This window comes from Paenibacillus sp. J31P316 (assembly GCF_056269105.1).
Genome location: NZ_JBWDNI010000003.1, coordinates 784366 through 809707 on the forward strand (window position 1 = coordinate 784366; position 25342 = coordinate 809707).

A 25342-nucleotide genomic window follows, 5' to 3' on the forward strand; every position below is an offset into this window, starting at 1 on the left:
AGCGTTTACAATGCCGATACGCGAAGGGATGATAGCGATGGAGCATCAACATACATGGACGGCGGCCTGGATATGGCCGGATAACGATGGTAAAGGTTCGGAGAGGAAGCAGCAAAGAACGTTTTTCAGGAAAACGTTCCTCGTAGCGAATCCCGCTGACGCGGAGCTGACGGTGGAAGTGACCGCCGACAGCAAATACCGCCTGTACGTGAACGGGCATTTCGTATTGCGAGGGCCTTGCAAGGGCGACGCCTGGAATCAATATTACGACACGGTTAATCTTGCGCCGTACCTGCAGGAAGGCCGGAACGTCATTGCGGTAGAAGTCGTACACTATCCGCGTCTCTTGGTCGGAAGTCCGTCGGAGGGCGGACCGATGTCCGAATGGCGTGCCGATGTCGGGGGGCTGTGGCTGCAGGGCGCCCTGCGGGACAATAGCGGAACGGTGCTCGAACCGCTGGACACGGACAGCACCTGGCGCCTGGTGGCAAATGAGGCCGTCGGCATCGGGCGAGAATCGTACACGCTGTTCGTTGGCGGGACGGAAGAGGCGCAAGGCAGCCTGATCCCGGCAAATTGGAACCTTCCCGATTTTGACGATGCGTCATGGGGGGTCTGCGGCAGACCGATTGATCCGCTCGACCGTTTCTACGGACAGCTCCTCCCTTGGCAGCTGAAGCCGCGTCCGATCCCGGCGCTCTCGGAGACGGATAGCTCGTTCACGCGCGTGATGCGTGCTTCCGGCAAGGCTGCGGAAAGCGGTATCGCCGAACTTTTCCCGCTGACGCTGAATCCGGGCGAATCGATATGGCTGGAGCTGGACGCGGGCTTGCTCAGGACCGGTTATGTACAGCTGGACGTGGTGGACGGCGAGGGAGGCAGCATCGATCTGCTCTATTCCGAAGCCTACGAATATAAACATCCGGAGCAGCATGGGGGAAAACGACGTGCGGTCCGCGATGATCCGGAAGACAAGACGCTGCGCGGCAACGGCGATCGATACTTCCCGGCCGGCTGGGGCACCGCGGACAAGCCGGAAACGTACGAGCCGATGGGCCGCCGGGCATTCCGTTTCGTTCGCCTCGACGTGCAGGCAGGAGCTGAACCGCTGACGATCGCGCATCTTGGTTACCGCTTGACAGGTTACCCGCTGCAGGAGCTTGGACGCGTTCGTTCCTCCGATCCGCAGACGGACGCCATGTGGGATATCAGCTTGAATACGTTGCGCGGCTGCATGCAGGACACGTACGAGGATACGCCGTATTATGAGCAAATGCAGTACGTGATGGACGCCAAATCGCAGGCGCTGTTCACGTATGCCGTCAGCGGGGACGACCGGCTTGCCCGCAAGACCATTTATGATTTCCACAGCTCGCTTATTCCGTCGGGCATGCTTCAAAGCCGTTATCCGTCCGTGGATCGGCAGATTATCCCGGGATTCGCGCTGTTCTGGATTCAAATGGTCCGCGACCATTACGCGCACTTCGGCGACGAGGCGCTCGTCCGCAGATATTTATCCACGGTGGACGCCGTGCTCGGCTGGTTTGAACGGCGGATCGAGGACGGGCTGGTCGGCTACATTCCTGAGCCGTATTGGGCGTTCGTGGACTGGGTAGGAGCTTGGAACGAGACGGCTGGCGCTCCGCCGGCAAGACGATCCGGCGCTTTGACCGTCTACAACCTGATGTACGCCATGACGCTGCAGCAAGGGGCGGAGTTGAACGAAGCGGCGGGCCGCCGCGATACGGCATCGGAATACCGCCAGCGTGCGCAAGCCGTGAACGAGAAGGTTCGCGCTGCTTGCTACGACGAGGCGAGCGGCTTGTTCCGCGACGGCCCGGCTGTACCGATGTTCAGCCAGCATGCCCAAATCTGGGCCGTGCTCTCCGGCGCGGTCGAAGGCGCGGAAGCGCGCCAGCTGCTGGAGCGGATGCTAGCGCGCACGGATCTGCCGGCGGCATCCTTCTCCATGAGCCACTTCCTGTTCCGCGCGCTGTCGAAAGCGGGCATGTACGGCCGGACCGAGCAGCTGTGGCAGCCATGGAAGGATCAGATCGGTCTTGGCCTTACCGCATGGGTGGAAGATCCCGTGCAGCAGCGCAGCGACTGCCATGCCTGGAGCGCGCTCCCGCTGTACGAGTACCCGGCGGAAACGCTCGGCGTGAAGCCGGTGCAGCCGGGCTTTGCGGCAATCCGCATCGAGCCGAAGCCGGCCGGCCAAGCCTGGGCGGAAGGCACGGTTCCGACGCCGCAGGGCGAAGTGAACGTGCGCTGGGAGATCAAGGATGGCAGCTTCACGCTGCAAGCGAAGGTTCCGGGCGGTATTGCGGCGACCGTCGTGCTGCCGGACGGAAGCGTCCATGCGTGCACGCATTCGGATATCGTGCTGACCTGCCCGCTCGCTGCGGTGAACGTGTAGCGATTAGCATGCAGCACTAATGGCGGATAAACGATCAAAGAGCTTTGGACCCTTTGCGCGGCAAGGGGGCCAAAGCTCTTTTTGTGCTTCTCATGATCGTTGTCTTTCGCCGCGGTACGATTCCAAGGGAAGGATGGAAGATTGCTTGGTCTGAAGCAAGCCATTGCGAAGCGTTTCGACGAATGCTTCGCCTACGGAGCCGAACAACGCTCCGTCGCGTATCCGGAGAATGCCCGTGACCAGGCCGCCGTCCAAGTCTCTGATCGGGCGCACGACGGTTCCCGCCGGTGCGGGATTCACCGTGATGAGGGGGACGAAGGCAAGGCCGAAGTCAGCCTGCACGTAGTATTTGAGCGCGGCCATATTGCCGATCTCGATGCCCGAGTAAGGCGTGGCGCCTTTCTCGAGCAGCGTGCTCTCCAGCTTTTTGCGGTAAGGGCAAATGCTTGTCGTCAGCAGGAGACGCTCGTTCTGCAGCTCCGCCATCTCGATGGATTCCTTTGCCGCGAGCGGATGGGTTTCCGGAATGAGCAGGGCGACCTCTTCCGTGAACAACGGTTCGAAATTGACGTCGATGCCGGAGTCGGGCGTCGTGCAAACGGCCAGGTCGATCGTTCCTTTGTCCAGCATCTCGCTCAGAACGGTCGTATTGCCGATCTGAATGCTGACCTGAACCTTGGGATGCCGTTCCAGGAACGGCGCGAGTATGCGCGGCAGGCGATAGCTGGCGGTCGGCTCCATGACGCCGAGGCGAACCGTGCAGCTTTCCCCGTTTACCAGCTCCGACATGGCATTCTGCAGCAGGTCGTAATCTTTCAGCAGCGTGTCGGCCTTCTCCAGAAACAGGCGTCCGGCTTCCGTCAACCGCAGTTTCTTGCCGCGCTCCAGCAGCTTGACGCCAAGATCGCCCTCCAGCTTCTGAATATGCAGCGTAATCGTGGACTGCACGTATTGGAGCTCTTCGGATGCCTTCTGAAAGCTGCCCGTTCGTACGATAGCTTGAAAGGTTTTGATCGTGCGAAGATCCATAGGTTTATCATCGCCTTTCGAAGTTGCTGTGGATGATTCAGTAAAAATGAAGCCGGCCATTTCGTTTTCTCAATATACACAGGAGGCATTTTTCGGTATCATAGCATAAATCGCGGATTATTCCTACTTGATTAGTATGAAATAAAAACAATTTGGAGAGGAGCTTCCCATGCCACACGAAATCGACAGGTTCATTCGCAGCGAGAGAGACGCTCTCCTGGCTGAGTATGCCGATCGGCTGGCCCATCGTTTGGAGCAGACGGCGGCTTATTATGACGAGACCGGGACGTTTCCTTTCGAGCATTATGACTACCTGCAGCAGGAAGGCTTGTTCAAGCTGACGATTCCTTCCGAGTACGGCGGGGATGGGGCAGGACTCTACGAGACGGTGCTGGTTCAAGAGAGATTGGCCAGGGGAGACGGCTCCACGGCATTGTCAATCGGCTGGCATCTCGGTTTCTTCTTGAATTTGCGGACGGTTCGTCCTTGGAAGGAAGCGACGTTCCGCAAGCTCAGCGAGGAAGCGGCGGGCCGCGGAGATCTGCTTAATCTGTTCGTATCGGAACCGGCGGGCAATCCGGGCCGCGGAGGCCGGACGGCTACGACGGCGCGGAAGGTCGAGGGCGGCTATGTCTTGAACGGGCGAAAGTCGTTCTGCACGCTCGCGCCCGTTCTTGAGCGGTTTACGGTCTATTGCTCGATTGAAGGCGACGACGCCTTCGGCGAATTTCTGGTGGAGAAAAGTAACGGCGTTACGGTTGTCGAGACGTGGGATACGATCGGCATGCGTTCTACCGGCAGCCACGATATCGTGCTCGAGGACGTCTTCGTCGAAGCGGACGCGCTGCTTGGGGAATACGGCACCGGCCTGCAGCGGCTCGGCCGCGACGGCGGAGCCGCGCTGTTCCACATTCCCGCGGTGTACATGGGCATCGCGCTGGCAGCGCGGGATTATGCGCTCGAATTCGCCTCGACCTACCGCCCGGCGGGCCTGCAGGTTCCGATCGCGGAGCTTGGCCATGTCCGGCAGAAGCTGGGCGAGATCGAAGCGGCCGTGCGCACGGCAAGAACGCTGCTCTATACCGCCGCAGCCCGTTGGGATGCCAAGGCGCTGCCGCTGGAAGAGCTCGGCTTAGAGCTTCAGCATGCCAAATTCATCGTGTGCAACGAGGCCATCCGCATCGTCGGCTTGGCTATGCGCATAGTCGGCGGCCGCAGCCTGCATCGCTCCAACAAGCTGGAACGGCTGTTCCGGGACGTGCAGTGCGGCTTGCATAATCCGCCGATGGACGACCAAGTCACGGAAGGACTGGCTCGTGCGGCATTAGGCGAGTGGGAATCGGCGTCAAGCTCAATCCCAAGCCCGAGTCCAAGTCCAAGTCAATCCCCGGCTCAAGCCCCGAGCCTAAGCTCAAGCCCCGAGCCTAAGCTCAAGCCCAGAACAACACCCAAGCCCAGATCATCCGGCGTCCGATGACTTGATTCGAGAAGGGCGGGCAGAAGTACCATCATAAAAAATGAACGAAACCATCGAGTTTACCCATTTTACAAAAGCGAGCGTATTGATTTATAGTACAATTATTCCGATTGACAAACTGTGAATAATAGGAATGAACATATGATTGAATCAGCACGACCGGACGACCGGAGACGCTGCGATTCCCGATTGCCGATATGCGCTGGCTGACGCCGGACATACGGTTATCGGGAAGCGGCGTCTTTTTTATGAAGCGGAAAGGAGGCCGCAAGCCATGGGAAAGCTGTGCAGCTTAGGAGAAGCGGCGGCAAGCGTAAGGAACGGGGAACGGCTCGCGATCAGCGGGGGGCTCGAGACGGCGCCGATGGCGATCGTGCGGGAGCTGATTCGCCGGAACATACGGGGACTTCATCTCATCTGCAGCGGCTCGGTCGCGATGAACGCGGATTTGCTCATCGGCGCCGGCTGCGTCGATACCGTCGAGCTGTCGCATATCCTGCTCGGCGAATACGGTTTTGCTCCCCGGTTCCGCAAGGCGGCCGAGGCCGGCAGGGTTCGCATACTCGACCATTCTTGTCCCGGCATGGCATCGGCGCTGCAGGCGGGGGCGCTCGGAATTCCTTTCATCCCCGTGCTTGGATTACTGGGAACGACCGATTTGGCGATCAGGCCGGAATTCAGGTCCATCCCGAATCCGTACGGGCAGGGCGAAGAGATCGCGCTCGTACCGGCCATCTATCCGGATGTCGCGCTGTTCCACGGCTACGAAGCCGATACGGACGGCAATGTCGTGACCAGCAGCCTGCAAAATAACAAACTGCTGGCGCAGGCTGCATCCCGCGCCATCGTTACCGTAGAGAAGGTCGTTCCTGCAGGGCAGCTCGACCGGAGCAAGGGCGTGTTCGTGGCTGCGAGATATATCACGCACATCGTGGAGTCGCCTGGCGGCGCTTATCCGGCGTCCTGTCCCGGTTACTACGAAGCAGACCAGGGTCATATTCGGAGCTATGCGGAAGCGGCCAAGACGGACGAAGGCTTCAAGGCTTATCTGGAGGAGCATGTGCTGCCGGCGCCGTTGGCCCTCTCTTATACGAAAACGATTGGGGGCGGTTACGATGGGTGACCACAATGCCGGAGGAGCTGCTCCGGAGGATCGGTATACGGAGGAGGAAGGGCTGATCTGCACCTTGTCCCGGGAGCTGAAGGACGGCGAGACGGTGGCCGTCGGCAATCAGTCGGCGGTGCCGGCCGCGGCGGCTTATCTGGCCAAAGCGACCCATGCCCCGAACAGCAGGCTTCACATCCTGGGCGACGCGCGGAATTGGCCGTTCGAGGGAACGAACGAGTTCTTCTCGCACATTCAGCGCGGAGCCGTCGACGTCTTCTTCCTCGGCGGGGCGCAGATCGATCCTTACGGCAGCATCAACCTGCATGCCATCGGCAGCATCGCGCAGCCGAAGGTCCGCCTGCCCGGCGGGGCGGGCTCGTCCTTGGCGTATTACCGCTGCAAGCGCATTTATCTCGTGAAGACCGACCATCAGGCCAAAGGCTTTCCGGAGCAGCTCGATCATGTGTCGAGCCACGTTTCAACAAGCTATCGCGAGCCGGGCCATGGCATTCTTGCCGGCGTGTTATCGCCGATCGCGGTGTTCCTTCCCGATGGAGAAGGGGGCAGGCTGCGGCTATCCCGGACGGCACCGGGCATTTCCGCGGAAGAGGTACAACGCCGAACGGGCTTCGACATTGGCGCGGGCCGAACGGTTCCCGAGATCGAGCCTCCCACGGAGGAGGAACTGGCGGCGCTGCGAACGGTCGTACGGCGTCACATGAACACGGTCTATCCGGAATTTACAAGAGGAGGCATACGACGTGGTTGAATTCATTACGATGGCGCCCACCTCGGGCGATGGCAAGTATGTCGGTTACGCTAAGCAAGGAACCCAGCGTCTGGAGGGATGGACGGCGGCAGCTGAACGAGAGCCGAGTCTTGCCTATATCGGTCAGATCGCGGAGGCGGCGGAACGCGGAGGATTCGGAACATTGCTCTTGCCGACGGGCAGCAGCTGCCTCGATTCGCTCGTGATCGCGACGGCGCTGATTCCTCGGACGGAGACGCTGAAATTCCTGTTCGCGGTCCGGCCCGGATTCGTCGAGCCGGCGGTATTCGCCAGACAATACGCAAGCTTCGATTACTTGTCCGGCGGGAGAGGCCTGATCAACGTCGTGACGGGCGGATCGCCCGCGGAACAGGCGGCGGACGGCGATTTCCTGCCGCATGACGACCGTTATGAACGGACGCATGAATTCATCCGCGTGCTGAAGCGGCTGTTCGCGGAGGATGGCTTCGACCATGAGGGCAAGCATTACAAGCTGCGCAACGCGGCGCTGTATCCGAAGCCGATTCAATCAAGTCCGCCGATCTATATCGGCGGGGCATCGGAGGCCGGGATCGAGGTCGCGGCAGAGGCCGCGGACGTGTACATGATGTGGGGCGAGACGCAGGAGCATACCGCGAAGCGCATCGACACGGTCAGAGCCGCGGCGGACAGCCGAGGCCGCAAGCTGAGCTACAGCATTTCGTTACAGGTCTTTCTTGGCGATACCGAGGAACAGGCATGGGCGAACGCAAGAGAAGCGATCAGCAAAGCCGAGCCGGATGCGGTGAAGCGCAAGGCGGAGGCGAACGCGCAGGGCGATTCCGTCGGCCTGAAGCGGCTTCACAGCCTGATGGAGGAAGCCAAGGCGAACGATTTCGTCATCGGGCCGAATCTGTGGGCAGGCTTAACGCAGGTGCTGAGCGGCAATTCCATCTCGCTCGTCGGCACGCCGGACCAGGTGGCGGACCGAATCGTCGAATATGCCGGGCAAGGCTTCGACAAGGTGCTGCTGCGCGGATTCCCCCATCTGGAAACGATCGAAGCGATCGGCAGGGAAGTCATTCCGCGGGTGCGCGAGCGGCTTGCCGGCAGGCAGCCGCGTGAAGAGGTGGGCGCATGAGCTACGATTTTCAGCAGCTGGAGTCCGATATCCGGGCGGTGCTGGCGGAGCATGGAGACAGCTATCCCGCAATCGTGGATGGCGTGAAGCCGCTGCTGGAGCAGGTGCTCCGCTCGGAGACGCTGCTTCCGGAAGACTATCTCGTGCCGCGCCGGGATAAATATGCGCAGTACTTGCTGTACAAACCGGCTGACGAGTCTTTCGCGGTCGTCGCGTTCGTCTGGGCGGCGGGGCAAACCGCGCCGGTGCACGACCATCTCGTCTGGGGGCTCGTCGGTATATGGCGGGGGGCCGTGGAGGAGGTGCGCTACCGCCGGATCGACCGCGGCGAGGACGAGAATCCGCGTTATCTGCTGGAGCCGGTGAAGACGGTCAAAGCGGAGCAGGGAGAGATCTCCTATGTCTATCCGCCGAACTACGACATCCACGGCGTGTCTAATCCCTATTCGGATACTGCCGTGACGGTGCATATCTACGGAACGGATATCGGCAAGCAGCCGAGGCATATCCATGATCCGGCGACCGGCGGCGTACGGGACGTAGTGACGGCGCACGACAACGCGGAAGCGATCTACCCGCAATGAGCATCGAAGGAGAAGAAAGCCATGACGAAACGTACGACCTTAGCAAAGGAAACTGCCTCGGCGAATGATACGACCTCGGCGAATGTCGTGACCTCAGCGAAAGATACGACCTCGGCCAATGCCGCGACTTCAACGAATGATGGCAGCTTGCCGCTTTCGGGCATCCGCGTCATCGAATTCGGGCAGATCGCGGCAGGGCCGTTCACGGGCATGCTGCTGGCGGATCTCGGCGCGGACCTCGTGAAGGTGGAGCGTCCGGACAGCGGCGACGGCATGCGGGATTGGCCGCCTTTCTACGAGAGCGGCGAAGGGCCGTTCAGCGCAAACTTCGCTTCGCTCAACCGCAACAAGCGGAGCCTCGCGGTCGACTTCAAGCAGCCGGAGCAGCTGGCGCGGCTTCGCGAGCTTTGCGGCGAGGCGGATGTCATCATCGAGAATTACCGCCCCGGCGTGCTGCGCAAATTCGGGCTCGGCTTCGAGGATTTAAGCGTATCGAACCGCAAGCTCGTGTATGCCTCCATCTCCGGCTATGGCCAGACCGGTCCTTATGCGCAGAAAGGGGCATTCGACGTGACGGTGCAGGCCGTCAGCGGGCTGATGAGCGTGACGGGCGAAGAGGCGGGCGATCCCGTCAAATGCGGGGTGCCGGTGGCCGATTTCGCCGCCGGGCTGTATGCGGCGTACGCCATCGCTGCAGGCGTGCATCAGGCAAGCAGGACTGGCGAAGGCACTTACCTCGATTGCTCGATGCTTGGGAGCGTACTCGGAATCTCAGCTCTGCAGACGAGCGAATACTTCGGCAACGGAATCGCGCCGAAACGGCTCGGTACCGCCCATCCCCGCAACGCGCCGTATCAAGGGTACCGCGGCTGCGACAAGCCGTTCGTCATCGCGGCAGGCAACGACAAGCTGTGGCGGGAGGTTGCCGAGGCAGCCGGACGCCCGGAGCTGGCGGAAGACGAGCGTTTCCGGACGCAGACGCTTCGTGCCGCCAACCAGAAGGAGCTTGCCTCGCTGCTGCAGCCGATATTCGCGACGCGGAGCGCCGCCGAATGGCTGACCGAATTCGATCGGCGCGGCGTGCCTTGCGCCCCGATCAATGATTATGCGGAAGCGCTGAAGGAACCCGCCGTCGCGGAAGCGGAGCTTCTCGAGACGATGGACCTGCCCGGCGGCCGGCAGATGCCCGCGGTGAGATTTCCCGTCCGGCTGAAGGGCCGATCGCTTGGCGCTTACCGCCGTCCGCCATTGAAGGGGGAGCATACCGAAGAGGTTTTCGCGGAATGGCTCGACGGGCCGGATTGCCGGCAGGACGCCGAACCGGCAGAGGAAGGGAAAGCATCCACTCTATTGCGAAGGAGCAACAACCCATGACACAACTGCTTACGGATTCCATTCTCACGTATATCAAGCTGCACGAAGCGCTGGAACAGGAAATTGCGGATCTGAGCGAAACGGACTTAACCTGGAAGCCGTCCGCGACGGAATGGAGCGTCGCAGAAGTGCTCGGACATTTGGCCGATGCCAGCGTCGTCCATTATTACCGCGCGCGCAAAATCATCGCGGAACCGGATAATACCATCTGGGCGTTGTACGAACAAGACGCATGGGTCGCCAAAGAAGGGGCGAATGCCATTCCCGCCGCGGAATCCATCGCGTTCTTCCGGGCAGCCGCGCGGTATAACGGTTTGTTCTACGCCGGATTGTCGGAAGCGGACTGGTCGAAGAGCGGCGTGAACCAGAAGGGGGAAACCGTTACCCTCCGCCAACTGTTCGACAGTTTTATCGCTCACACGCATAATCACGTGCGGCAAATCCAGCGCGTCAAAGGCGCTTTTGCCAATCGTCCATAACGGACTAACGAGAAGGAGGCGATCCCAATGCCAGTCATCGAACGGAATCATCAGCCCGTGGAACTGTTTCCCGAATGGAGCGAGATCAATCACTACGGCATCAATCATCTGAAAGTCGGCCAGGAGGTGCCCTTGCATTATCACGACTGCAACGAATATTGGATCATCGTTTCAGGCCGGGGAACCTGCACGACGGAAGGCGATACGTACGAAATCGGCCCGGGCGATCTCGTGCTGACGAAGGAAGGCGACGAGCACTCGCTCATCGTAACGGAGGAAATGACGGCGGTATACATCTATGGCGTGCTGCCTCCGGGCGGATCGATCGGCTATCGGTATAGGGGGGAACGATGATGAGCGGGAAATTGAAGCTGATTCAGGCCGGCATCGGCGGGCATGGAGGCGGCGTGGCGCGCAATTACGTGCGTTCCTCGCCGGATTTCGAATATGCGGGACTGCTGGACCTCAACCGGGAAGCGCTCTTGGCGGCCGGCGCCGAGTTCGGCGTTCCAAGCGATAAGCTGTACACCGATCACCGCGAGGCGTTCGCGGAATCCGGCGCGGAAGCGGCGCTCATCGAAGTATTCTCTCCCGCCCATTACGAAATTGCCAAAAGCGCGCTTCAGCATGGTCTTCACGTGCTGATCGAGAAGCCGTTCACGCTGACGCTGCAAGAGGCGGAGGAGCTGGTCGAGCTTGCCGCGCGGCAGAACCGCAACATCATGATCGATCAGAACTACCGGTTCAATACGCCGGTGCTGACGCTCAGAAAGCTGCTGGACGAGCGGCCGAGGCCGTTCGGCAGGCCGATGTTCGTGGACGCGAGCTTCTTCTGCGACCATAACGGCAAACCGTACCAGCGCGCGATGGAAAATTACATTTTGCTGGAGATGACCGTGCATCACGTCGACATGATCCGTTTCCTGCTGCGAAGCGAAATCGTGTCCGCCAGCGGCCGGACGTGGAACGACCCGGACAGCGGCTATCAAGGCGATCCGCATGTGCAAGCCGTCTACGACACGAAGGCGGGCGTGCCGGTGTTTTATCTCAGCAGCCTGCTGGCCAAGGGCAAAGCCGACCCTTGGGAAGGCAACTGGCGCTTTCAATTCGAGCGGGGCTCGATCCACTTGGATGATTTGGGCAGCGGTTATGGCGTTTACAGCATTGACGCGGCCGGGAAGATCAAGAAGCATGAGCCGGTAATCAATGAGAAACCCGGCATTCATGGCGTGCTGGCCGAGTTTGCGGCCTCCATCCGCGAAGGTCGGCAGCCGGAAGCATCGGGCAGGGATAATTTGCAGACCATGGCCGCGTTGTTCGCGACGGCGGCTTCGTCCAGAGAAGGAAAAACCGTTGCGCTGGACGGACTGCTCGCGGTCAACAGCTAATTTAAAACAAGAAACGGAGAGAAGAAGCATGAGAGGAAATAAGGGGAGAACATTTTATACGCTGCTGCTGACATCCGCGATGGCGCTGACGCTGTGGGGATGCGGGAACAGCGCGGACAAAGGGAGCAATAACGGAGCGGCCGCCAATGGAGGCACGGACAAAGGCAGCACGAATACCGCAGGCAGCAATGCCGCCAACAATGCCGATGAAGGCAAGGATGCGGAGTCGGGCGAGACGGTCGAGCTGACGTTCTCGTTCTGGGGCAGCAATTTCGAGAAGCAGGCGATCGAGAAGATGATCAAGAGCTTCAACGATTCGCATCCGCATATCCACGTGACGCCGATGCACATTCCGGGCGATTACGAGACGAAGATCAATACGCTGATGGCCGCGGGCAAAACGCCAGACGTCGGCTATCTGGATACGCCGCTGGCGCTGAAATGGGGCAAAGACGGCAAAGCGCTGAACTTCACGCCGTATCTGACGGAGTTCCCGGAGCTGGAAGACCGCATCGAAACCTCGAAGCTGTATTCCGACGACAAGACGTACATCGGGACGACGATCGCGGTCGATGCCTTCAATCTCGTCTATAACAAGGACTTGTTCAAGGAAGCGGGACTGGAAGCTCCGCCGTCCAAAGCGGAGAATGCATGGACATGGGATGAATTCCTGAAGGTCGCGCAGCAGTTGACCAAGGACAAGAACGGCAAGCATCCGAACGAAGCGGGCTTCGACGAGAAGAATATCGTTCAGTACGGCTTCGATTTCGACGGCGGGTTCGGCGGCTGGTACCCGTATCTCGTCAGCAACGGAGCGGATATCACGAACGAGGACGGCACGCAGTATACGCTCGATTCGCCCGAAGCGGCGCAGGTGTTCCAGAATCTGCAGGATCTCATCTATAAATACCATGTCGCGCCGTCGCCGACGGCCAAGGCGAATTTCCCTAATCTCGTCACCCAACTGCAGACGAAGAAGGTCGCGCTCGTGCATGCAGGCGACTGGGTGCTGCTGGATCTGGCCTCTTCCAAGCTGAATTACGGCATCGCGGTACTGCCGAAGTACAAGGAACCGAAGACGCTGTTCTTCGGCGCCGGAGCGATCGTATTCGCCGACACGAAGCATCCGAAGGAAGCGCTTGAATTCTACGCGTACTACAATGATCCGGCGCAGGTCGATCTGTACAAGGTCGGATTATGGATGCCGATTCAGGAGAAATATTACACGGATCCCGAGTTAGTAAAATCTTGGATCGAAAACGAGTACCATACGCCGGAATTCAAGGAAGCGGCTGTGGATTACCTCATCAACAACGGCGTTCCGTCGCCGAACCTGTCGCTCAAGAACTTCTTGGAAATCCAAAACGTCATCAATCCGGCAATCGAACAGATCTGGACGAACAAGAAGCCTGCTAAGGACGTGCTGGCCGAGCTGAAAGCCAAAGTGCAGCCGCTGCTGCAGGGCAAATACGCGACGACGATTCAAAAATAACGAAAGCAAGCCTGCTTGCCTGCGCCGCGTCATCGCGGCGCAGGCCGGGCAAGGGCAAGGAGGGATCCTAGGATGAAGCGCATCAATCGGAAGAAGTCCGGGCTTGCCCGCATGGAGCAGAGATGGGGCATTTTGTTTGCCGTTCCGGCGATGCTCGGCTTTCTTGTTTTCTCGCTCGGACCGATCGTGACCTCGTTTATATACAGCTTGAGCGACTGGGAGATCGGCGGAAAGTTCTCCATGGTCGGCTTTCAGAATTACAAGCATGCCTTCACGGAGGATGAACTGTTCGCCAAATCCGCCAAGGTCACGTCGTTGTACGCGCTTGGCAGCGTGCCGCTCGTGATCGCTTTGGCTTTCTTCGTGGCGATGCTCCTCAATCAGAAGGTGAAGGGGCTGTCGGTGTTCCGGACGATCTACTATTTGCCGGTCATCGTGCCCAGCGTGGCGACATCGATGCTCTGGCTTTGGCTGTATAATCCCGATTTCGGACTGTTCAACCAAGTGCTGAAGAAGCTGGGGTTCGACGGGAGCAAATGGATCTACGATGAATCGAGCGTGCTGTTCTCCCTGATCCTGATGAGCACCTGGGGGATCGGCGGGGCGGTCGTTATTTTCCTCGCGGGCCTGCAGAACACGCCGGGCCACCTGTATGAAGCCGTCGAGGTCGACGGCGGCGGACCGCTGCGCAAGCTCATTCACGTTACGATTCCGATGATGACTCCGACGATCTTTTTCAATCTGATTTTATCGCTGATCGGGGCGTTTCAAGTGTTCAGTCAAGCCTACATCATGACGAACGGCGGACCGAATAACGGATCGCTGTTTTATGTGTTTTATTTGTACCGGACGGCGTTCTCGGAGACGAAAATCGGTTATGCCAGCGCGCTGGCGTGGGTGCTGTTCTTCGTGGTGATCGTGCTGACCTTGATCGTCTTCAAAACATCCCGCAAATGGGTGTATTACGAGGGGGAACGACAATGAATTCCAAAGCGGACACGCTGCATCTCCCGGTCGAACGCTCGGCGGCCGTTCATCGCCGCGTACGGGTGAAGCCGCTCCGAGTGCTGACCTACGCCATTCTGATCGCCGGCAGTTTCGTCATGCTGATTCCGTTCGCCTGGCTGCTGCGAAGCTCGCTCATGGACAGCGCCCAAATTTTCACCTTTCCGCCGGAGTGGGTGCCGCGGCCGTTCACTTGGCGCAACTATTCCGAGGCGCTGACGACGGCGCCTTTCGGCACGTACTTCCTGAACACGATGCTCATCGAGCTGTTCGTGCTGAGCGGCGTGCTCATTACGAGCACGCTGTCCGCCTACAGCTTCGCGCGGCTGCGCTGGACCGGCCGCGAGCAGGTATTCGCGCTGCTGCTCGCGACGCTCATGATGCCCTACGCGGTGACGCTCATTCCGACGTTCATCATGTGGCGCTCGCTCGGGGCGATCAACACGATCGCGCCGCTGACGATTCCCGCTTGGTTCGGCGGCGGGGCCTTCAATATCTTCCTGCTTCGGCAGTTTTTCATGGGCATCCCGAAGGAGCTGGACGAAGCGGCTTATATGGACGGCGCGAAGCCGGTCATGGTGCTGCTGCGGGTCATTTTGCCGCTATCCCGGCCGGCGCTGATCGTCGTCGCGTTGTTCACGTTCATCGACGTATGGAACGATTTCCTTGGCCCGCTTATTTATTTGAACACCGACGACAAATTCACGCTCGCGCTCGGCCTTGCTTCGTTCAAGGGGCTGATGACGGCGCAGTGGGGCTATCTGATGGCGGCTTCGACGGCCGTGCTCGCCCCCGTGCTGGTCTTGTTCTTCATCGGCCAGCGCTTCTTCATCGAAGGGATAGCGCTGACGGGAATCAAGGGCTGAGCTCGCGCCGAAGCGGAGGAAGAAGTAGACGATAAAAGCAGAGGAAGGAGGCGGTTGCCATCGCAGGCAGTGTCATTCTGGTATGCGCTTTGGACACCAAAGGAGAGGAGGCCGCTTACGTAGCCGGCTTGCTGGAACAGGCCGGGCTTCACGTTACGGTGATGGATACCGGCATTCTCGGCGAACCGGCGTACCGGCCGGACATCGCGGCCGCGGAGGTGGCGGCGGCGGGCGGAGAATTGCTCGCCTCGCTGGCCGAACGGCATGACCGCGGCGAGGCGGTGACCGTCATGATGCGCGGCGCGGCGGCGATCGTGAAGCGGCTTCATGCGCACGGCGGCGTGTCCGGCATCATCGGCCTTGGCGGCAGCTCGGGTACATCCGTCGGCACGGCCGCGATGCGGGCGCTCCCGCTCGGCGTGCCGAAGGTGATGGCGACGACGCTGGCGTCCGGCAACACAAGGCCCTATGTCGGGCAGAGCGATATCACGATGGCGAACACCGTCGTCGATATCAGCGGTTTGAACGTCATCTCCCGCGAGATGCTGGGCAATGCCGCGTATGCGCTGATCGGGATGGTTCAGGGCAGGGAAGGGCGGGACAGCGGCGGGTATTTGCGGGGCGGGGAAGGGCGGGGCAGTGGCGGGTATTTGCAGGGCGGGGAAGAGCGAGGCAGCGAACATGCGGAGCAGCCTTCGGCGGCGAATTACGGCGGCAGGCCTTCTGTTCCGATTCGCGGACGGACTGAAGGCTCGGCTTTGGAGGACGGCTCTAGTCCTGCCGGCCGCATAACTGACGATTACCTCGCTGCCGAGTCTGTGGCAGCAGCCAAAGGAGAGAAGCCGCTCATTGCGGCTTCGATGTTCGGCGTCACTACGCCTTGCGTGGACGCAGCTCGGGATTTTCTGGAGCAGCATGGCTATGAGGTGCTAGTCTTTCACGGTACCGGCGTCGGGGGAGCGGCGATGGAGAATTTGATCGAGGCCGGCTATTTTGCCGGCGTGCTGGACATTACGACGAGCGAGCTTGCCGATGATATCGCAGGCGGCCTGCTTAGCGCCGGTCCCGACCGCCTGACGGCGGCGGGCAGGCACGGCGTGCCGCAGGTCGTATCCGTCGGCGCGGCGGACATGGCGAACTTCGGTCCTCCGGATACCGTTCCGGAGGCGCTTCGGACTGGACGTCTGCTGTACCGCCATAATCCGAACGTGACCTTAATGCGCACGAACGCGGATGAGAACCGCCGCTTGGGCGAGCTGATCGCCTCCAAGCTGAACGAAAGCCGATATCCGGAGCGGACGGCCGTATTCCTGCCGCTGTTCGGCGTGTCTGCCCTGGATGCGCCGGGCGAACCGTTCCACGACCCGCAAGCCGATAAAGCTTTATTCCAGGCCATTCGGCAGGATCTGCGGCCTGAAGTCGTACTCGAGGAATGGACGGCCCATATCAATGACGAAGCGTTTGCGCTGGCAATGGCTCGAAGACTGCTTGATTTGATCGCATCGGCCGCGCAGGCTGCGGCACACTAGACCCGTTAACGGAGGAATTCCTATGACCATTACAAGAGAGCAAATATTGGCGCACTTGCACGAGCGGATCGCCGCGGGCATCCCGATTATCGGAGCCGGCGCCGGCACGGGCATTTCGGCGAAGAGCGCCGAGGCCGGGGGCATCGATCTCATCATTATTTATAATTCGGGGCGGTTCCGGATGGCGGGCCGCGGCTCCGTCGCGGGCATGCTGCCATACGGGGACGCCAATCAGATCGTCGTCGACATGGGCAGGGAAGTGCTGCCGGTCGTGAAGCATACGCCCGTGCTGGCGGGGGTGTGCGGTACGGATCCGTTCCGGATCATGCCGCTGTTTCTGAAGCAGATCAAGGAGATGGGGTTTGCCGGCGTGCAGAATTACCCGACCGTCGGTTACTTCGATGGCGTGGCGCGCCGGGATATGGAAGAGACGGGCTTCGGCTACGATCTGGAGGTGGAGATGATCGGACATGCCCGCGAGCTAGGGTTGTTCACGTCGCCTTACGTCTACACGGTGGAGGAAGCGGAGAAAATGGCTCGGGCCGGCGCCGATGTGCTCGTTGCCCATATGGGCCTTACGTCCAAAGGGACGATCGGCTCCAAGTCGGCCCAACCGCTCGATCTGTGCGTGGACAAAATCCAAGAAATCCACGACGCGGCCAAAGCGATCAATCCGGATGTGCTGGTCATCTGCCATGGCGGACCGATATCCGAGCCGGAGGACGCGGCTTACGTGCTGGCGCATACGAAGGGGGTCGTCGGCTTCTTCGGCGCTTCCAGCATCGAGCGTCTGCCGACCGAACGGGCCATTGCGGACCAGGTCCGGGCGTTTAAGGCGATTAGCTTGAATGAGCGTTGAGACGATCGTGCAGCCGAGTTGGGCGTGGCTGCGCTATCTTAGAATGGGTTTATAAAATCGGCCGCCGCGAAAGCGCTACTTGACAAAGGCGCAAGCCGCATCAGAGTAAAGTGAAAAAGCTGCCGATTGGCAGCTTTTTGGCGTGTTACGCCAGTGGGGGGCATATCCATCCTAACTGGCCTCAGCAAGCACCAAAAGTCTGCGGAACCGTGCATATCCATCCCAACTGGCCACAGCAAGCACCAAAAGTCTGTGGAGGATGCAATTTGAATTCGGGAGGGGACTTAACGGTTGTCAGCGTTGCTAAACCACGAATAAGGCTGATAATAAAGCTCTAATGGTTCTGACAGGCGTTATTGGGCGCAAATGAGCTGCTTTACACGGGAAAACCTCACAATAAGCCCTCTGGCAACCGTTGGCTATATAAAATGGGCATTTTGATCCGATTAGTCATCCTCACAACCGTTAGCTTTAGGATGTTGAGGTTCATCAGCAAGCATGGCGTCTCGACAATCTGAAAAGCTGCTGTTGAGCAGCTTTAAGCCCGAGGTTGCATCAGAGTAAGTGAGAAAGCTGCCGATTGGCAGCTTTTTGGCGTGTTACGGCTGTGAGGAGCGTGAAAAGCTGCTGTTGAGCAGGTTTAAGCCCGGGCCGCATCATCGTCAAGTGGGAAAGCTGCCGATTAGCAGCTTTTTGGCGTGTTACGGCGGCGGGGAGCGTGAAAAGCTGCTGTTCAGCAGCTTTAAGCCTGGGGTTGCATCAGAGTAAAGTGAAAAAGCTGCCGATTGGCAGCTTTCTGGCGTGTTATGGCCGCGGGGAGCGTGAAAAGCTGCTGTTCAGCAGCTTTAAGCCCAGCCCAGCTCAGCTCAGCCCGGCCCGGGCCGGGCCGGGTTCCGCTTACTCGCCGCTCTCGCGGCTGCGCGTCATCTGCTGCCAGACGGAGCCGGCAGCTTCTTCGCCGCGCTGGATGCGCTCCAGCGCGATGCGCGCCTGCAGGCTGACCTCGTATTCCGGGTCAGCCGCGGCTTGTTCCAGCGCTTCCACCGCGGTGTCGTCGCCCGCCTCGTAGAGGAAGCGCGCCGCGCGCCAGCGGACCAGCTTGTTGCGGTCGCCGAGCGCCTCGATCATCGGTCCGGTCGCGGCGGGGTCGCCGAGATCGGACAGCGTGTCGCCGGCGGTGCGCCGGACGGATGCCGACGCGTCCTTCAGCGCCGCGAAGAGCAGCGGCATCGCCTCCGGCAGGCGCAGCTCGCCGAGGTAGACGACGGCGAGCCGCCGGATGGAGGCGTTGTCGTCGACGATCGCCCGCGCGAGCGACGGCAGCATCGCCGGCTCAGGCGCCGTGCGGTCGAGCGCCTCGTAGCGGACCGACCAGTCGGGGTCCGCCAGCCGATCCGCGAGCTGCTCCGCGGTCAGCGGCGCAGGCCGCACGGCAGGCGCGGCCGCAGCTTCTTCGCCCGCGGCGGAGCCGAGCGCGAGCGCCGCTTCGACGAGGGCGTCCAGCCGCTCCTGCGGATAAGCGGCTTCCAGCTCGCGCACGAGCTCCGCGGCGATCTCGTCCGGCTCGCCGTAACGGACGCCGAGCTCCTCCAGCTTCCGCTCGCGGATCATGGATGCGGCCGCCGCGCGGGTGACCGCGTCCGTGAATGCCGCGGGCATGGCGGCACGGGACTCGCCGCCCGGCGTGCGCACGCGCACCTGCATCGGGATCCCCCGATACAGCTGCACGAACGCGTGCGCTTCGCCGAAGGCGTCGGCCGCGCCGGGCCCGCCGCCGCTGCCGGCGCCGCCGGCCTCATCGCTCTGCAGCAGCTGCCGCGCCGCGGTCAGGATTCGCTCCCAGTCCGCCCCCGGCTTCCGGTCGAGCGCGATAAAATCCGCCGTGCGGAACAGGCCCCGCACGCCGTCAATGGCAAGCAGGCTGCGCAGCGGTTCCGGCGCGCCGGCCGCGTCAGCCAGCGTATAGCTCGACCGCACGCCGGGCGCCAGCTTCTCGTCCACGTTCAGCTTCATCGAATTCGGACTTGGCGTCGGTTCAATGCCAATTAGTTTCATTTTGTTCTACCTCCATGCTCCCGCATTCGTTTATTGGATCATCCTTATCTATCTGTTTCGGCCTAGGACAGGCATCTGGAAATGTTCACGCCGGGCGAGTCAGAGCGCTGCTGCACGGCTGTAGAGTGTCAGCCTCCAATCTCATCCTCCCTACCAGTGTAAACCATCCGGCCCGCCAATCTCAAACCGCCATCTCTCAAAGCGCTTTCATAATTCCGTTGCCTAATTCGAACAACCTTGTTATCTTGATTCTATCGACAGCTGATATGACAATTTTCGACATAGACATAGAGGAAGCGAGGAACAAGCCATGCTGAAAGTGTTGATAGCGGAAGACGAGATGCTCGTGCGGATCGGCTTGAAAAATTCCATCGACTGGGACAGGCTCGGCATGAAGGTGATCGCGGACGTCGCCAACGGCCAGGCGGCCTGGGATGTCTACCAAGCGGACAAGCCGGACCTGATTCTCACGGACATTCGGATGCCGATCATGGATGGGATGGAGCTCATCACGCGCATTCGCGAGCGCGACCACGAGACGAAGTTCATTATTTTGACGGTGTACGAGGAGTTCGATCTCGTCCGCAAGTCGCTCCAATTAGGCGTCTCCGATTATATCCTGAAGCTCAACATGTCCATCGAGGAGATGGAAACGGTGTTGGCCAAGATCTCCGGCGAATTCAACGCCGAGCGAATCAAACCGGCTGCGCGCGATGCCGTCGATGCCTATGCCGACCGGGCGCATCGGAAGGAGACGGCGGTCAAGGACTATCTGTTCTACGGCCGTTACGTGGAGAACGAGTTTGCCGAACTGGCGCAGCGTATCCACCTTCGCCTCCAACCCGAACGGATCATCGTCTGCGTCATGGCCATCGACCAGTTCGCCCGGATGGAAACCAAATTCAACGACAATCACGGCAATCTCATTCGTTTCAGTCTGCTCAATATCATCACGGAGCTGCTGGACGGCTACGGCCGGGGAGAGGTCATCCACGAGAAGGACGAGAAATATTTGCTGCTGCTCAGCTTCTCCGATCTCGTCAGCGAACAGCGCATCTTCGGGCTGCTGCAAGAGATGCTGGCCCATATCAACAGCGTCATCAAGAACTATCTCAACGCTTCCGTGACATTCGGGATCAGCGCGCTGGGCAGCGGCTACTCCGGCATGAAGCAGCAGTACAGGGAGTGCGCCTCGGCCCTCGAGCAGCGATACGCGCTAGGCGAAGAACGATACATCCGTTGGGACGCGGCCGGCGCGGGAGCTATCCGGCATAGCGTCAGCCGGAAACTGGAGCAGGCAGCTGCGGCGGCGGGAGCTTTTCACGAACGGTATCAGAAAGAAATGGAGGCGGGCATCCAGACGCTTCTGCAAGCAGACAGCTTCGCGAAAGCGGACGTAGAGAGGCTGTTCACCCGCTGGATTCACTGGCCGACGGTCAACGCCAATATTTATTTGGACGACCTTTCAGCCAAGGCGCTCGATTACGTCGGCCGGATTCACGCCAGCGCGACGCTGGACGAGGCGCTGACCGTGTTTGCCCGGTATGTGGCCGACGCGCAGCAGTTCCAAGCGAAGAAGAAAGCGGTGAGCAAGGAAATCGCCGAAGCGGTGGATTACATCCGAGCGCATTATGCGGAGGACATTGCCTTGCAGCAGATCGCCGATCACGTGCAATTGAATGCCAGCTATCTCAGCAGCCTGTTCAAGAAAGAGCTGCAGCTGACGTTCGTCGAATATTTGAACCATTACCGCATCGACATGGCCAAGGAGATGCTCGTCGGCACGCATTTGAAATCCTATCAAATCGCCGAGAAAGTCGGTTATATGGACGACAGCTATTTCAGCCGCATTTTCAAGAAAATCACATCCATGAGGCCGAACGAGTTCCGCAAACGGTGGTTCGTGGAGAATGGGGAAGATCGACGCGATGCAGATGAAAACCCTATGGCGTAGAAGGACGTTATCCACGCTCGCCAATCAGCTGGTACTATCCTTCCTGGTCTTGTTTCTTCTCATCTTGACGCTAAGCTCGGTCTTCGCGTACGTCGGCATACTGAACATCCTGAAGGGCAACGCGAAGGAAAACAACGAGCAGCAGTTCAAGCAGTACGAATACAACCTGTCCGCCTTCGCGGGCGAGGTGGACCAAATCTCGCGCCAGTTGGTCCTGGACACGGAGTTGCAGAACTTGATCGAATACAAAAGCATGTCCGACGTCGAACGCGTCTACCAGATGGGCGTGGCGTTCCGCAATTTCACGCAGACGATCTCCAATTACAAATACATCGATTCCATCAGCTTCTACGGCGGTGACGGTCTGCTGATCAAGTCGAACCAGGCAAGCAACGAGATTATGACCGATCCATCCTCCCCTCAGAACGCCTTCTACGAAGCTCAAATCTACGACAAAATGAAAACGAGCGCGCAGAAGCTGATATGGTTCGGCGGCTTCACGTCCGCCGATTTCGATATTTCGCCGAGCAGCGCGAAGGCGCCGTTCATCACGGCAGCCAGGAGCATTTCGTCCAACAACCAGATCGGCACGCTGATCATCAACGTGAACATGAGTTATTTCACGAACATCTACAATCATGCCAGCGATACGAAGAACGGCGAGATGTATCTCGTCGACGCCGCCGGGGATATCGTATCGCATAACGACGCATCCAAATTGGGCACGCACACGGAAATTCCGGCGGAATTGAAGTCCGGCGCGAGCGGCGGCGGATTTTTCAGCAACGAGACGCAAGGCAAGCAGGTCATGTACTACAAGCTCAATCAATTCGGCTGGATGCTCGTGAATGAGATTCCGACGAGCGTGTTCACCGAAGATATTCTGACGCTGCGTAAAATTCTCGTCACCGTCTTCGTCATCGGCTTGATCGTAGCGGCGCTGGCCTCCAGGTTCTGGATCCGCAAAGTGACGAGGCCTCTCAGCCGTTTGACGACCGTCATGAAGAAGACGGAGCAGGGCAACATCGGCCTTACCCTCGATCTGCGGCTCAACAACGAGCTCGGCATCGTAATCAACCAGTTCAACAAGATGTCGCGCGGCATCGAGGATTTGCTGCATCATACCGAGACGATCCAGGACGAGAAGCGAAGGCTGGAGATCGGCGCCCTCCAATCCCAAATTAACCCGCATTTCTTCTACAACACGCTGAACACGATCAAATGGATGGCCATCATGATCAAGGCGGACAACATTGCCGAGAGCATCACGACCTTGAGCAACCTCCTGCATCCGACGTTCAAGAAGAAGGACATGTATTGCACGATCGGGGAAGAGATCGAGTATCTGCAGAACTATATCAAAATCATGAACTACCGGTACGCCGGAGAAGTGAAAATCAAGACCTATCTCCCGGAGGGCATCGGCGAATACCGCATCCTCCGCTTCATGCTGCAGCCGCTCGTGGAGAATGCGATCTACCATGGCTTCAACAGCCAGAACGGCGGCGAGATCACCATTACGGCCTCCGAGGAGAATCAAGATATCGTCATCCGCGTCGCGGACAACGGCGCGGGCATGCCGGAATCGAAGCTGGCGGAGGTCAGAGCATCCGTTCTCAAGCCCTCGAACGAGGAGGGCGAGGAAGAGCGCAGCATCGGACTTCGGAACGTCAACCGCCGGCTCGAGCTCCACTTCGGGCTCCTCCACCCCATCCAAATCGACAGTAAGCCGAGGGAAGGCACCGTCATCGCGCTTACGCTGCCGAAAGTCCAAAAACCTTGAAAAAGTCCAACTTTTGACAATCATGGCTTCACGAACGTTCCCTCCGGCGAAAAATCGTCCCGTATTTCTTGAATTCGTTCATTTTTATCGAACGGGTTCCGGACTACCATAGAGATACAAACCACGACGACGATACAGGTCATACAAACGGAGGGAACCATGCAAACTGCGCCGCTGCAACAACGAAAACGAAATACCGCCGGCCTGAAATATTTTCTGATCGCCATCCCATTCATTCTCTTCGTATTCGCCTTCAGCTACGTCCCGCTGTTCGGATGGATCTATTCCTTCTACGACTACAGCCCTGCGCTCAAATTCTCGCAGCTGCATTTTATCGGACTCGATAACTTCCACAAGATCTATTCGGAACGAAGCGAAGTATATCGAATCCTGCGCAACACGCTAGCGATGAGCTTCCTGAATCTGATCTTCACGCCTCTGCCCTTGATCGTCGCGGTCATGCTGAACGAAATCAAGAGCAGCAAATTCCGCAAATTCATCCAGACCACCACGACGCTGCCGAACTTCATCAGCTGGGTCGTCGTGTTCTCTCTGGCCTTCTCGATCTTCTCGACGGACGGGCTCTACTATACGCTGCTGAAGAACCTGCATCTCCAGGTGCCGATGATCGGCCTGCTGGGCAATAACGGCGCGGCTTGGTTTTTCCAGCTGGGACTCGGGATATGGAAGAACCTCGGCTGGTCGATGATCATCTATATCGCCTCCATCGCGGGCATCGACAACGAGCAGTACGAGGCGGCCCGCATCGACGGCGCGAACAAGTTCAAGCTGATGCGCCATGTTACGCTTCCTGGGCTTGCGCCTACGTTCTTCGTTCTGCTGCTGCTGTCGGTCAGCAACCTGCTCAACAACGGCTTCGATCAATATTTCGTCTTCTATAACGCGCTTGTCGCGGACAAAGTGGAAGTGCTCGATTATTACGTCTACAAGACCGGCTGGATGGTCAACGATTATTCGTACGCAACCCTGCTCGGCATGTTGAAGTCGGTCATCAGCATCCTGCTCCTGTTCTGCGTGAATTATTTATCGAAGAAGACCAGAGGCGAGTCGCTCGTATAACGGCGGCATGAATGAGAGGGAGGACCTAAGCGCCATGAAAATCAAACAAGACAACTCCGTCCTGGAGCGGCTGTTCAACGGGTTCAACGGAATCTTCATGATCCTGTTCACGTTCGTCTGCCTCTATCCGTTCTACTATTTGTTCATTTATTCCGTCAGCGATCCGAGATTGGCGGCCAAGGGCATCTACCTCTGGCCGGTCAAGGTGACGCTGGACAGCTACCGGAAGATCTTCGAGCTCGGCACGATTCCGCACGCGTTCCTGGTCTCGGTCGAGAAAACCGTCATCTTTACCATCCTGTGCGTGTATTTCTCGACGATGTTCGCTTACCTGCTGACGAAGCGGGAGATGATGTTCCGCAAATTCGTCTACCGCTACGTCATCTCGTCGATGTATCTGAGCGCGGGACTCATCCCGTGGTATGTGACGATGCGGACCTACGGACTTCAGGACAAATTCCTGCTGTATATTTTGCCCGGCGCCATCAACGCCTTCTATATCATTCTCGTGAAGACCTATATCGAGCAGATTCCCGCCTCGCTGGAAGAATCGGCGCAGATGGACGGCGCCGGATTCCTGACGACGTTCAACCGCATCATCTTCCCGCTGTCCCGCCCGATCGTGGCGACGATCGCGGTCTATGCGGCGGTCGGCTGCTGGAATACCTGGATCGACAATTACTTCCTCGTCCACAGCGAGAACCTTCAGACGATTCAGCTGATCCTGTACAACTACTTGAACGATGCGCTGGCGCTGGCCAGCAACGCCGCTCAGCAAACCTCGGGCGGTTCGGGACTGAAGATGCAGGTGTCCGCGGATTCCATCAAGATGACGATCACGATCATCTCCGTGCTGCCGATCATAATCGTCTATCCGTTCCTGCAGAAGAACTTCATCAAAGGCATCATGCTCGGGGCGGTCAAGGGTTAGCGCCGGGCGGCCTTCGGGCCGGAGGAATCGGATGACGTGGC

The 25342-nt window shown here is 59.2% G+C and carries 21 protein-coding genes; 19 read left to right on the forward strand and 2 right to left on the reverse strand.

What is annotated here, in order from left to right; all coding sequences use genetic code 11:
- Positions 1 to 37 precede the first annotated feature (37 nt).
- The gene (locus tag AC0YNU_RS14355; protein WP_475757566.1) at positions 38 to 2419 is read left to right on the forward strand and encodes an alpha-L-rhamnosidase-related protein; all 2382 of its coding nucleotides are present in this window, start codon (positions 38 to 40) and stop codon (positions 2417 to 2419) included.
- Between the two features lie 90 nt (positions 2420 to 2509).
- Here the strand turns inward: AC0YNU_RS14355 and AC0YNU_RS14360 are convergent, their stop codons facing one another.
- Positions 2510 to 3448 (reverse strand): LysR family transcriptional regulator, encoded by a 939-nt coding sequence (locus tag AC0YNU_RS14360; protein ID WP_475757568.1) that lies wholly within the window; start codon positions 3446 to 3448, stop codon positions 2510 to 2512.
- Positions 3449 to 3617: 169 nt separating this feature from the next.
- On the opposite strand from AC0YNU_RS14360, the gene AC0YNU_RS14365 reads away from it, so the two are divergent.
- From AC0YNU_RS14365 to AC0YNU_RS14430, 14 genes are all read left to right on the forward strand, one after another.
- Positions 3618 to 4925 carry an acyl-CoA dehydrogenase family protein gene (locus AC0YNU_RS14365; RefSeq protein WP_475757570.1) on the forward strand — a complete coding sequence of 436 codons (1308 nt, stop codon included), beginning with the start codon at positions 3618 to 3620 and terminating at the stop codon, positions 4923 to 4925.
- A 274-nt stretch (positions 4926 to 5199) separates the two neighbouring features.
- Positions 5200 to 6048 (forward strand): CoA transferase subunit A, encoded by an 849-nt coding sequence (locus AC0YNU_RS14370; RefSeq protein ID WP_475757572.1) that lies wholly within the window; start codon positions 5200 to 5202, stop codon positions 6046 to 6048.
- Positions 6041 to 6802 carry a CoA-transferase gene (locus AC0YNU_RS14375; protein ID WP_475757573.1) on the forward strand — a complete coding sequence of 254 codons (762 nt, stop codon included), beginning with the start codon at positions 6041 to 6043 and terminating at the stop codon, positions 6800 to 6802. Before AC0YNU_RS14370 ends, AC0YNU_RS14375 begins: the two co-directional genes overlap by 8 nt.
- Positions 6795 to 7922, forward strand: coding sequence for an LLM class flavin-dependent oxidoreductase (locus AC0YNU_RS14380; protein ID WP_475757575.1), 1128 nt, complete (start codon positions 6795 to 6797; stop codon positions 7920 to 7922). Before AC0YNU_RS14375 ends, AC0YNU_RS14380 begins: the two co-directional genes overlap by 8 nt.
- Positions 7919 to 8506 (forward strand): cysteine dioxygenase family protein, encoded by a 588-nt coding sequence (locus tag AC0YNU_RS14385; RefSeq protein ID WP_475757577.1) that lies wholly within the window; start codon positions 7919 to 7921, stop codon positions 8504 to 8506. Before AC0YNU_RS14380 ends, AC0YNU_RS14385 begins: the two co-directional genes overlap by 4 nt.
- A 21-nt stretch (positions 8507 to 8527) precedes the next feature.
- Entirely contained in the window at positions 8528 to 9880 is a 1353-nt protein-coding gene (locus tag AC0YNU_RS14390; RefSeq protein ID WP_475757579.1) for a CaiB/BaiF CoA transferase family protein, read from the forward strand.
- On the forward strand, positions 9877 to 10359 hold the full coding sequence (locus tag AC0YNU_RS14395) for a DinB family protein (protein WP_475757581.1): 483 nt from the start codon (positions 9877 to 9879) through the stop codon (positions 10357 to 10359). Before AC0YNU_RS14390 ends, AC0YNU_RS14395 begins: the two co-directional genes overlap by 4 nt.
- A gap of 27 nt (positions 10360 to 10386) precedes the next feature.
- Positions 10387 to 10713, forward strand: coding sequence for a cupin domain-containing protein (locus AC0YNU_RS14400; RefSeq protein WP_475757583.1), 327 nt, complete (start codon positions 10387 to 10389; stop codon positions 10711 to 10713).
- Entirely contained in the window at positions 10713 to 11747 is a 1035-nt protein-coding gene (locus tag AC0YNU_RS14405; protein ID WP_475757585.1) for a Gfo/Idh/MocA family protein, read from the forward strand. The genes AC0YNU_RS14400 and AC0YNU_RS14405 overlap by 1 nt, the downstream gene beginning before the upstream one ends.
- A 28-nt stretch (positions 11748 to 11775) precedes the next feature.
- Positions 11776 to 13239 (forward strand): ABC transporter substrate-binding protein, encoded by a 1464-nt coding sequence (locus AC0YNU_RS14410; protein WP_475757587.1) that lies wholly within the window; start codon positions 11776 to 11778, stop codon positions 13237 to 13239.
- An 81-nt stretch (positions 13240 to 13320) separates the two neighbouring features.
- Positions 13321 to 14223 (forward strand): carbohydrate ABC transporter permease, encoded by a 903-nt coding sequence (locus AC0YNU_RS14415; RefSeq protein WP_475757982.1) that lies wholly within the window; start codon positions 13321 to 13323, stop codon positions 14221 to 14223.
- Positions 14220 to 15110 (forward strand): carbohydrate ABC transporter permease, encoded by an 891-nt coding sequence (locus AC0YNU_RS14420; RefSeq protein WP_475757589.1) that lies wholly within the window; start codon positions 14220 to 14222, stop codon positions 15108 to 15110. Before AC0YNU_RS14415 ends, AC0YNU_RS14420 begins: the two co-directional genes overlap by 4 nt.
- 77 nt (positions 15111 to 15187) lie before the next feature.
- On the forward strand, positions 15188 to 16639 hold the full coding sequence (locus AC0YNU_RS14425) for a Tm-1-like ATP-binding domain-containing protein (RefSeq protein ID WP_475757984.1): 1452 nt from the start codon (positions 15188 to 15190) through the stop codon (positions 16637 to 16639).
- A gap of 22 nt (positions 16640 to 16661) precedes the next feature.
- On the forward strand, positions 16662 to 17498 hold the full coding sequence (locus AC0YNU_RS14430; protein WP_475757591.1) for a phosphoenolpyruvate hydrolase family protein: 837 nt from the start codon (positions 16662 to 16664) through the stop codon (positions 17496 to 17498).
- An 897-nt stretch (positions 17499 to 18395) separates the two neighbouring features.
- On the opposite strand, the gene AC0YNU_RS14435 is transcribed toward AC0YNU_RS14430, so the two are convergent.
- Entirely contained in the window at positions 18396 to 19553 is a 1158-nt protein-coding gene (locus tag AC0YNU_RS14435) for a virulence factor (protein ID WP_475757593.1), read from the reverse strand.
- 310 nt (positions 19554 to 19863) lie between these two features.
- Here AC0YNU_RS14435 and AC0YNU_RS14440 point away from each other — a divergent pair, with 310 nt between their 5' ends.
- From AC0YNU_RS14440 to AC0YNU_RS14455, 4 genes are all read left to right on the forward strand, one after another.
- Positions 19864 to 21507 carry a response regulator gene (locus tag AC0YNU_RS14440; protein WP_475757595.1) on the forward strand — a complete coding sequence of 548 codons (1644 nt, stop codon included), beginning with the start codon at positions 19864 to 19866 and terminating at the stop codon, positions 21505 to 21507.
- Positions 21464 to 23290, forward strand: a complete 1827-nt coding sequence (locus AC0YNU_RS14445) for a cache domain-containing sensor histidine kinase (protein WP_475757597.1) — start codon at positions 21464 to 21466, stop codon at positions 23288 to 23290. The genes AC0YNU_RS14440 and AC0YNU_RS14445 overlap by 44 nt, the downstream gene beginning before the upstream one ends.
- Positions 23291 to 23449: 159 nt before the next feature.
- Positions 23450 to 24370 carry an ABC transporter permease subunit gene (locus AC0YNU_RS14450; RefSeq protein ID WP_475757599.1) on the forward strand — a complete coding sequence of 307 codons (921 nt, stop codon included), beginning with the start codon at positions 23450 to 23452 and terminating at the stop codon, positions 24368 to 24370.
- Between the two features lie 34 nt (positions 24371 to 24404).
- Positions 24405 to 25301: a carbohydrate ABC transporter permease gene (locus AC0YNU_RS14455; protein WP_475757601.1), complete on the forward strand. Its 897-nt coding sequence runs from the start codon at positions 24405 to 24407 to the stop codon at positions 25299 to 25301.
- The last annotated feature ends 41 nt before the right edge of the window (positions 25302 to 25342 follow it).

Bases quoted from the DNA above. Each gene is read 5' to 3' on its own strand.
- AC0YNU_RS14355 (WP_475757566.1), top strand. From the start codon at position 38: ATGGAGCATCAACATACATGGACGGCGGCCTGGATATGGCCGGATAAC.
- AC0YNU_RS14360 (WP_475757568.1), bottom strand. From the start codon at position 3,448: ATGGATCTTCGCACGATCAAAACCTTTCAAGCTATCGTACGAACGGGC.
- AC0YNU_RS14365 (WP_475757570.1), top strand. From the start codon at position 3,618: ATGCCACACGAAATCGACAGGTTCATTCGCAGCGAGAGAGACGCTCTC.
- AC0YNU_RS14370 (WP_475757572.1), top strand. From the start codon at position 5,200: ATGGGAAAGCTGTGCAGCTTAGGAGAAGCGGCGGCAAGCGTAAGGAAC.
- AC0YNU_RS14375 (WP_475757573.1), top strand. From the start codon at position 6,041: ATGGGTGACCACAATGCCGGAGGAGCTGCTCCGGAGGATCGGTATACG.
- AC0YNU_RS14385 (WP_475757577.1), top strand. From the start codon at position 7,919: ATGAGCTACGATTTTCAGCAGCTGGAGTCCGATATCCGGGCGGTGCTG.
- AC0YNU_RS14390 (WP_475757579.1), top strand. From the start codon at position 8,528: ATGACGAAACGTACGACCTTAGCAAAGGAAACTGCCTCGGCGAATGAT.
- AC0YNU_RS14395 (WP_475757581.1), top strand. From the start codon at position 9,877: ATGACACAACTGCTTACGGATTCCATTCTCACGTATATCAAGCTGCAC.
- AC0YNU_RS14400 (WP_475757583.1), top strand. From the start codon at position 10,387: ATGCCAGTCATCGAACGGAATCATCAGCCCGTGGAACTGTTTCCCGAA.
- AC0YNU_RS14405 (WP_475757585.1), top strand. From the start codon at position 10,713: ATGAGCGGGAAATTGAAGCTGATTCAGGCCGGCATCGGCGGGCATGGA.
- AC0YNU_RS14410 (WP_475757587.1), top strand. From the start codon at position 11,776: ATGAGAGGAAATAAGGGGAGAACATTTTATACGCTGCTGCTGACATCC.
- AC0YNU_RS14420 (WP_475757589.1), top strand. From the start codon at position 14,220: ATGAATTCCAAAGCGGACACGCTGCATCTCCCGGTCGAACGCTCGGCG.
- AC0YNU_RS14430 (WP_475757591.1), top strand. From the start codon at position 16,662: ATGACCATTACAAGAGAGCAAATATTGGCGCACTTGCACGAGCGGATC.
- AC0YNU_RS14435 (WP_475757593.1), bottom strand. From the start codon at position 19,553: ATGAAACTAATTGGCATTGAACCGACGCCAAGTCCGAATTCGATGAAG.
- AC0YNU_RS14440 (WP_475757595.1), top strand. From the start codon at position 19,864: ATGCTGAAAGTGTTGATAGCGGAAGACGAGATGCTCGTGCGGATCGGC.
- AC0YNU_RS14445 (WP_475757597.1), top strand. From the start codon at position 21,464: ATGGGGAAGATCGACGCGATGCAGATGAAAACCCTATGGCGTAGAAGG.
- AC0YNU_RS14450 (WP_475757599.1), top strand. From the start codon at position 23,450: ATGCAAACTGCGCCGCTGCAACAACGAAAACGAAATACCGCCGGCCTG.
- AC0YNU_RS14455 (WP_475757601.1), top strand. From the start codon at position 24,405: ATGAAAATCAAACAAGACAACTCCGTCCTGGAGCGGCTGTTCAACGGG.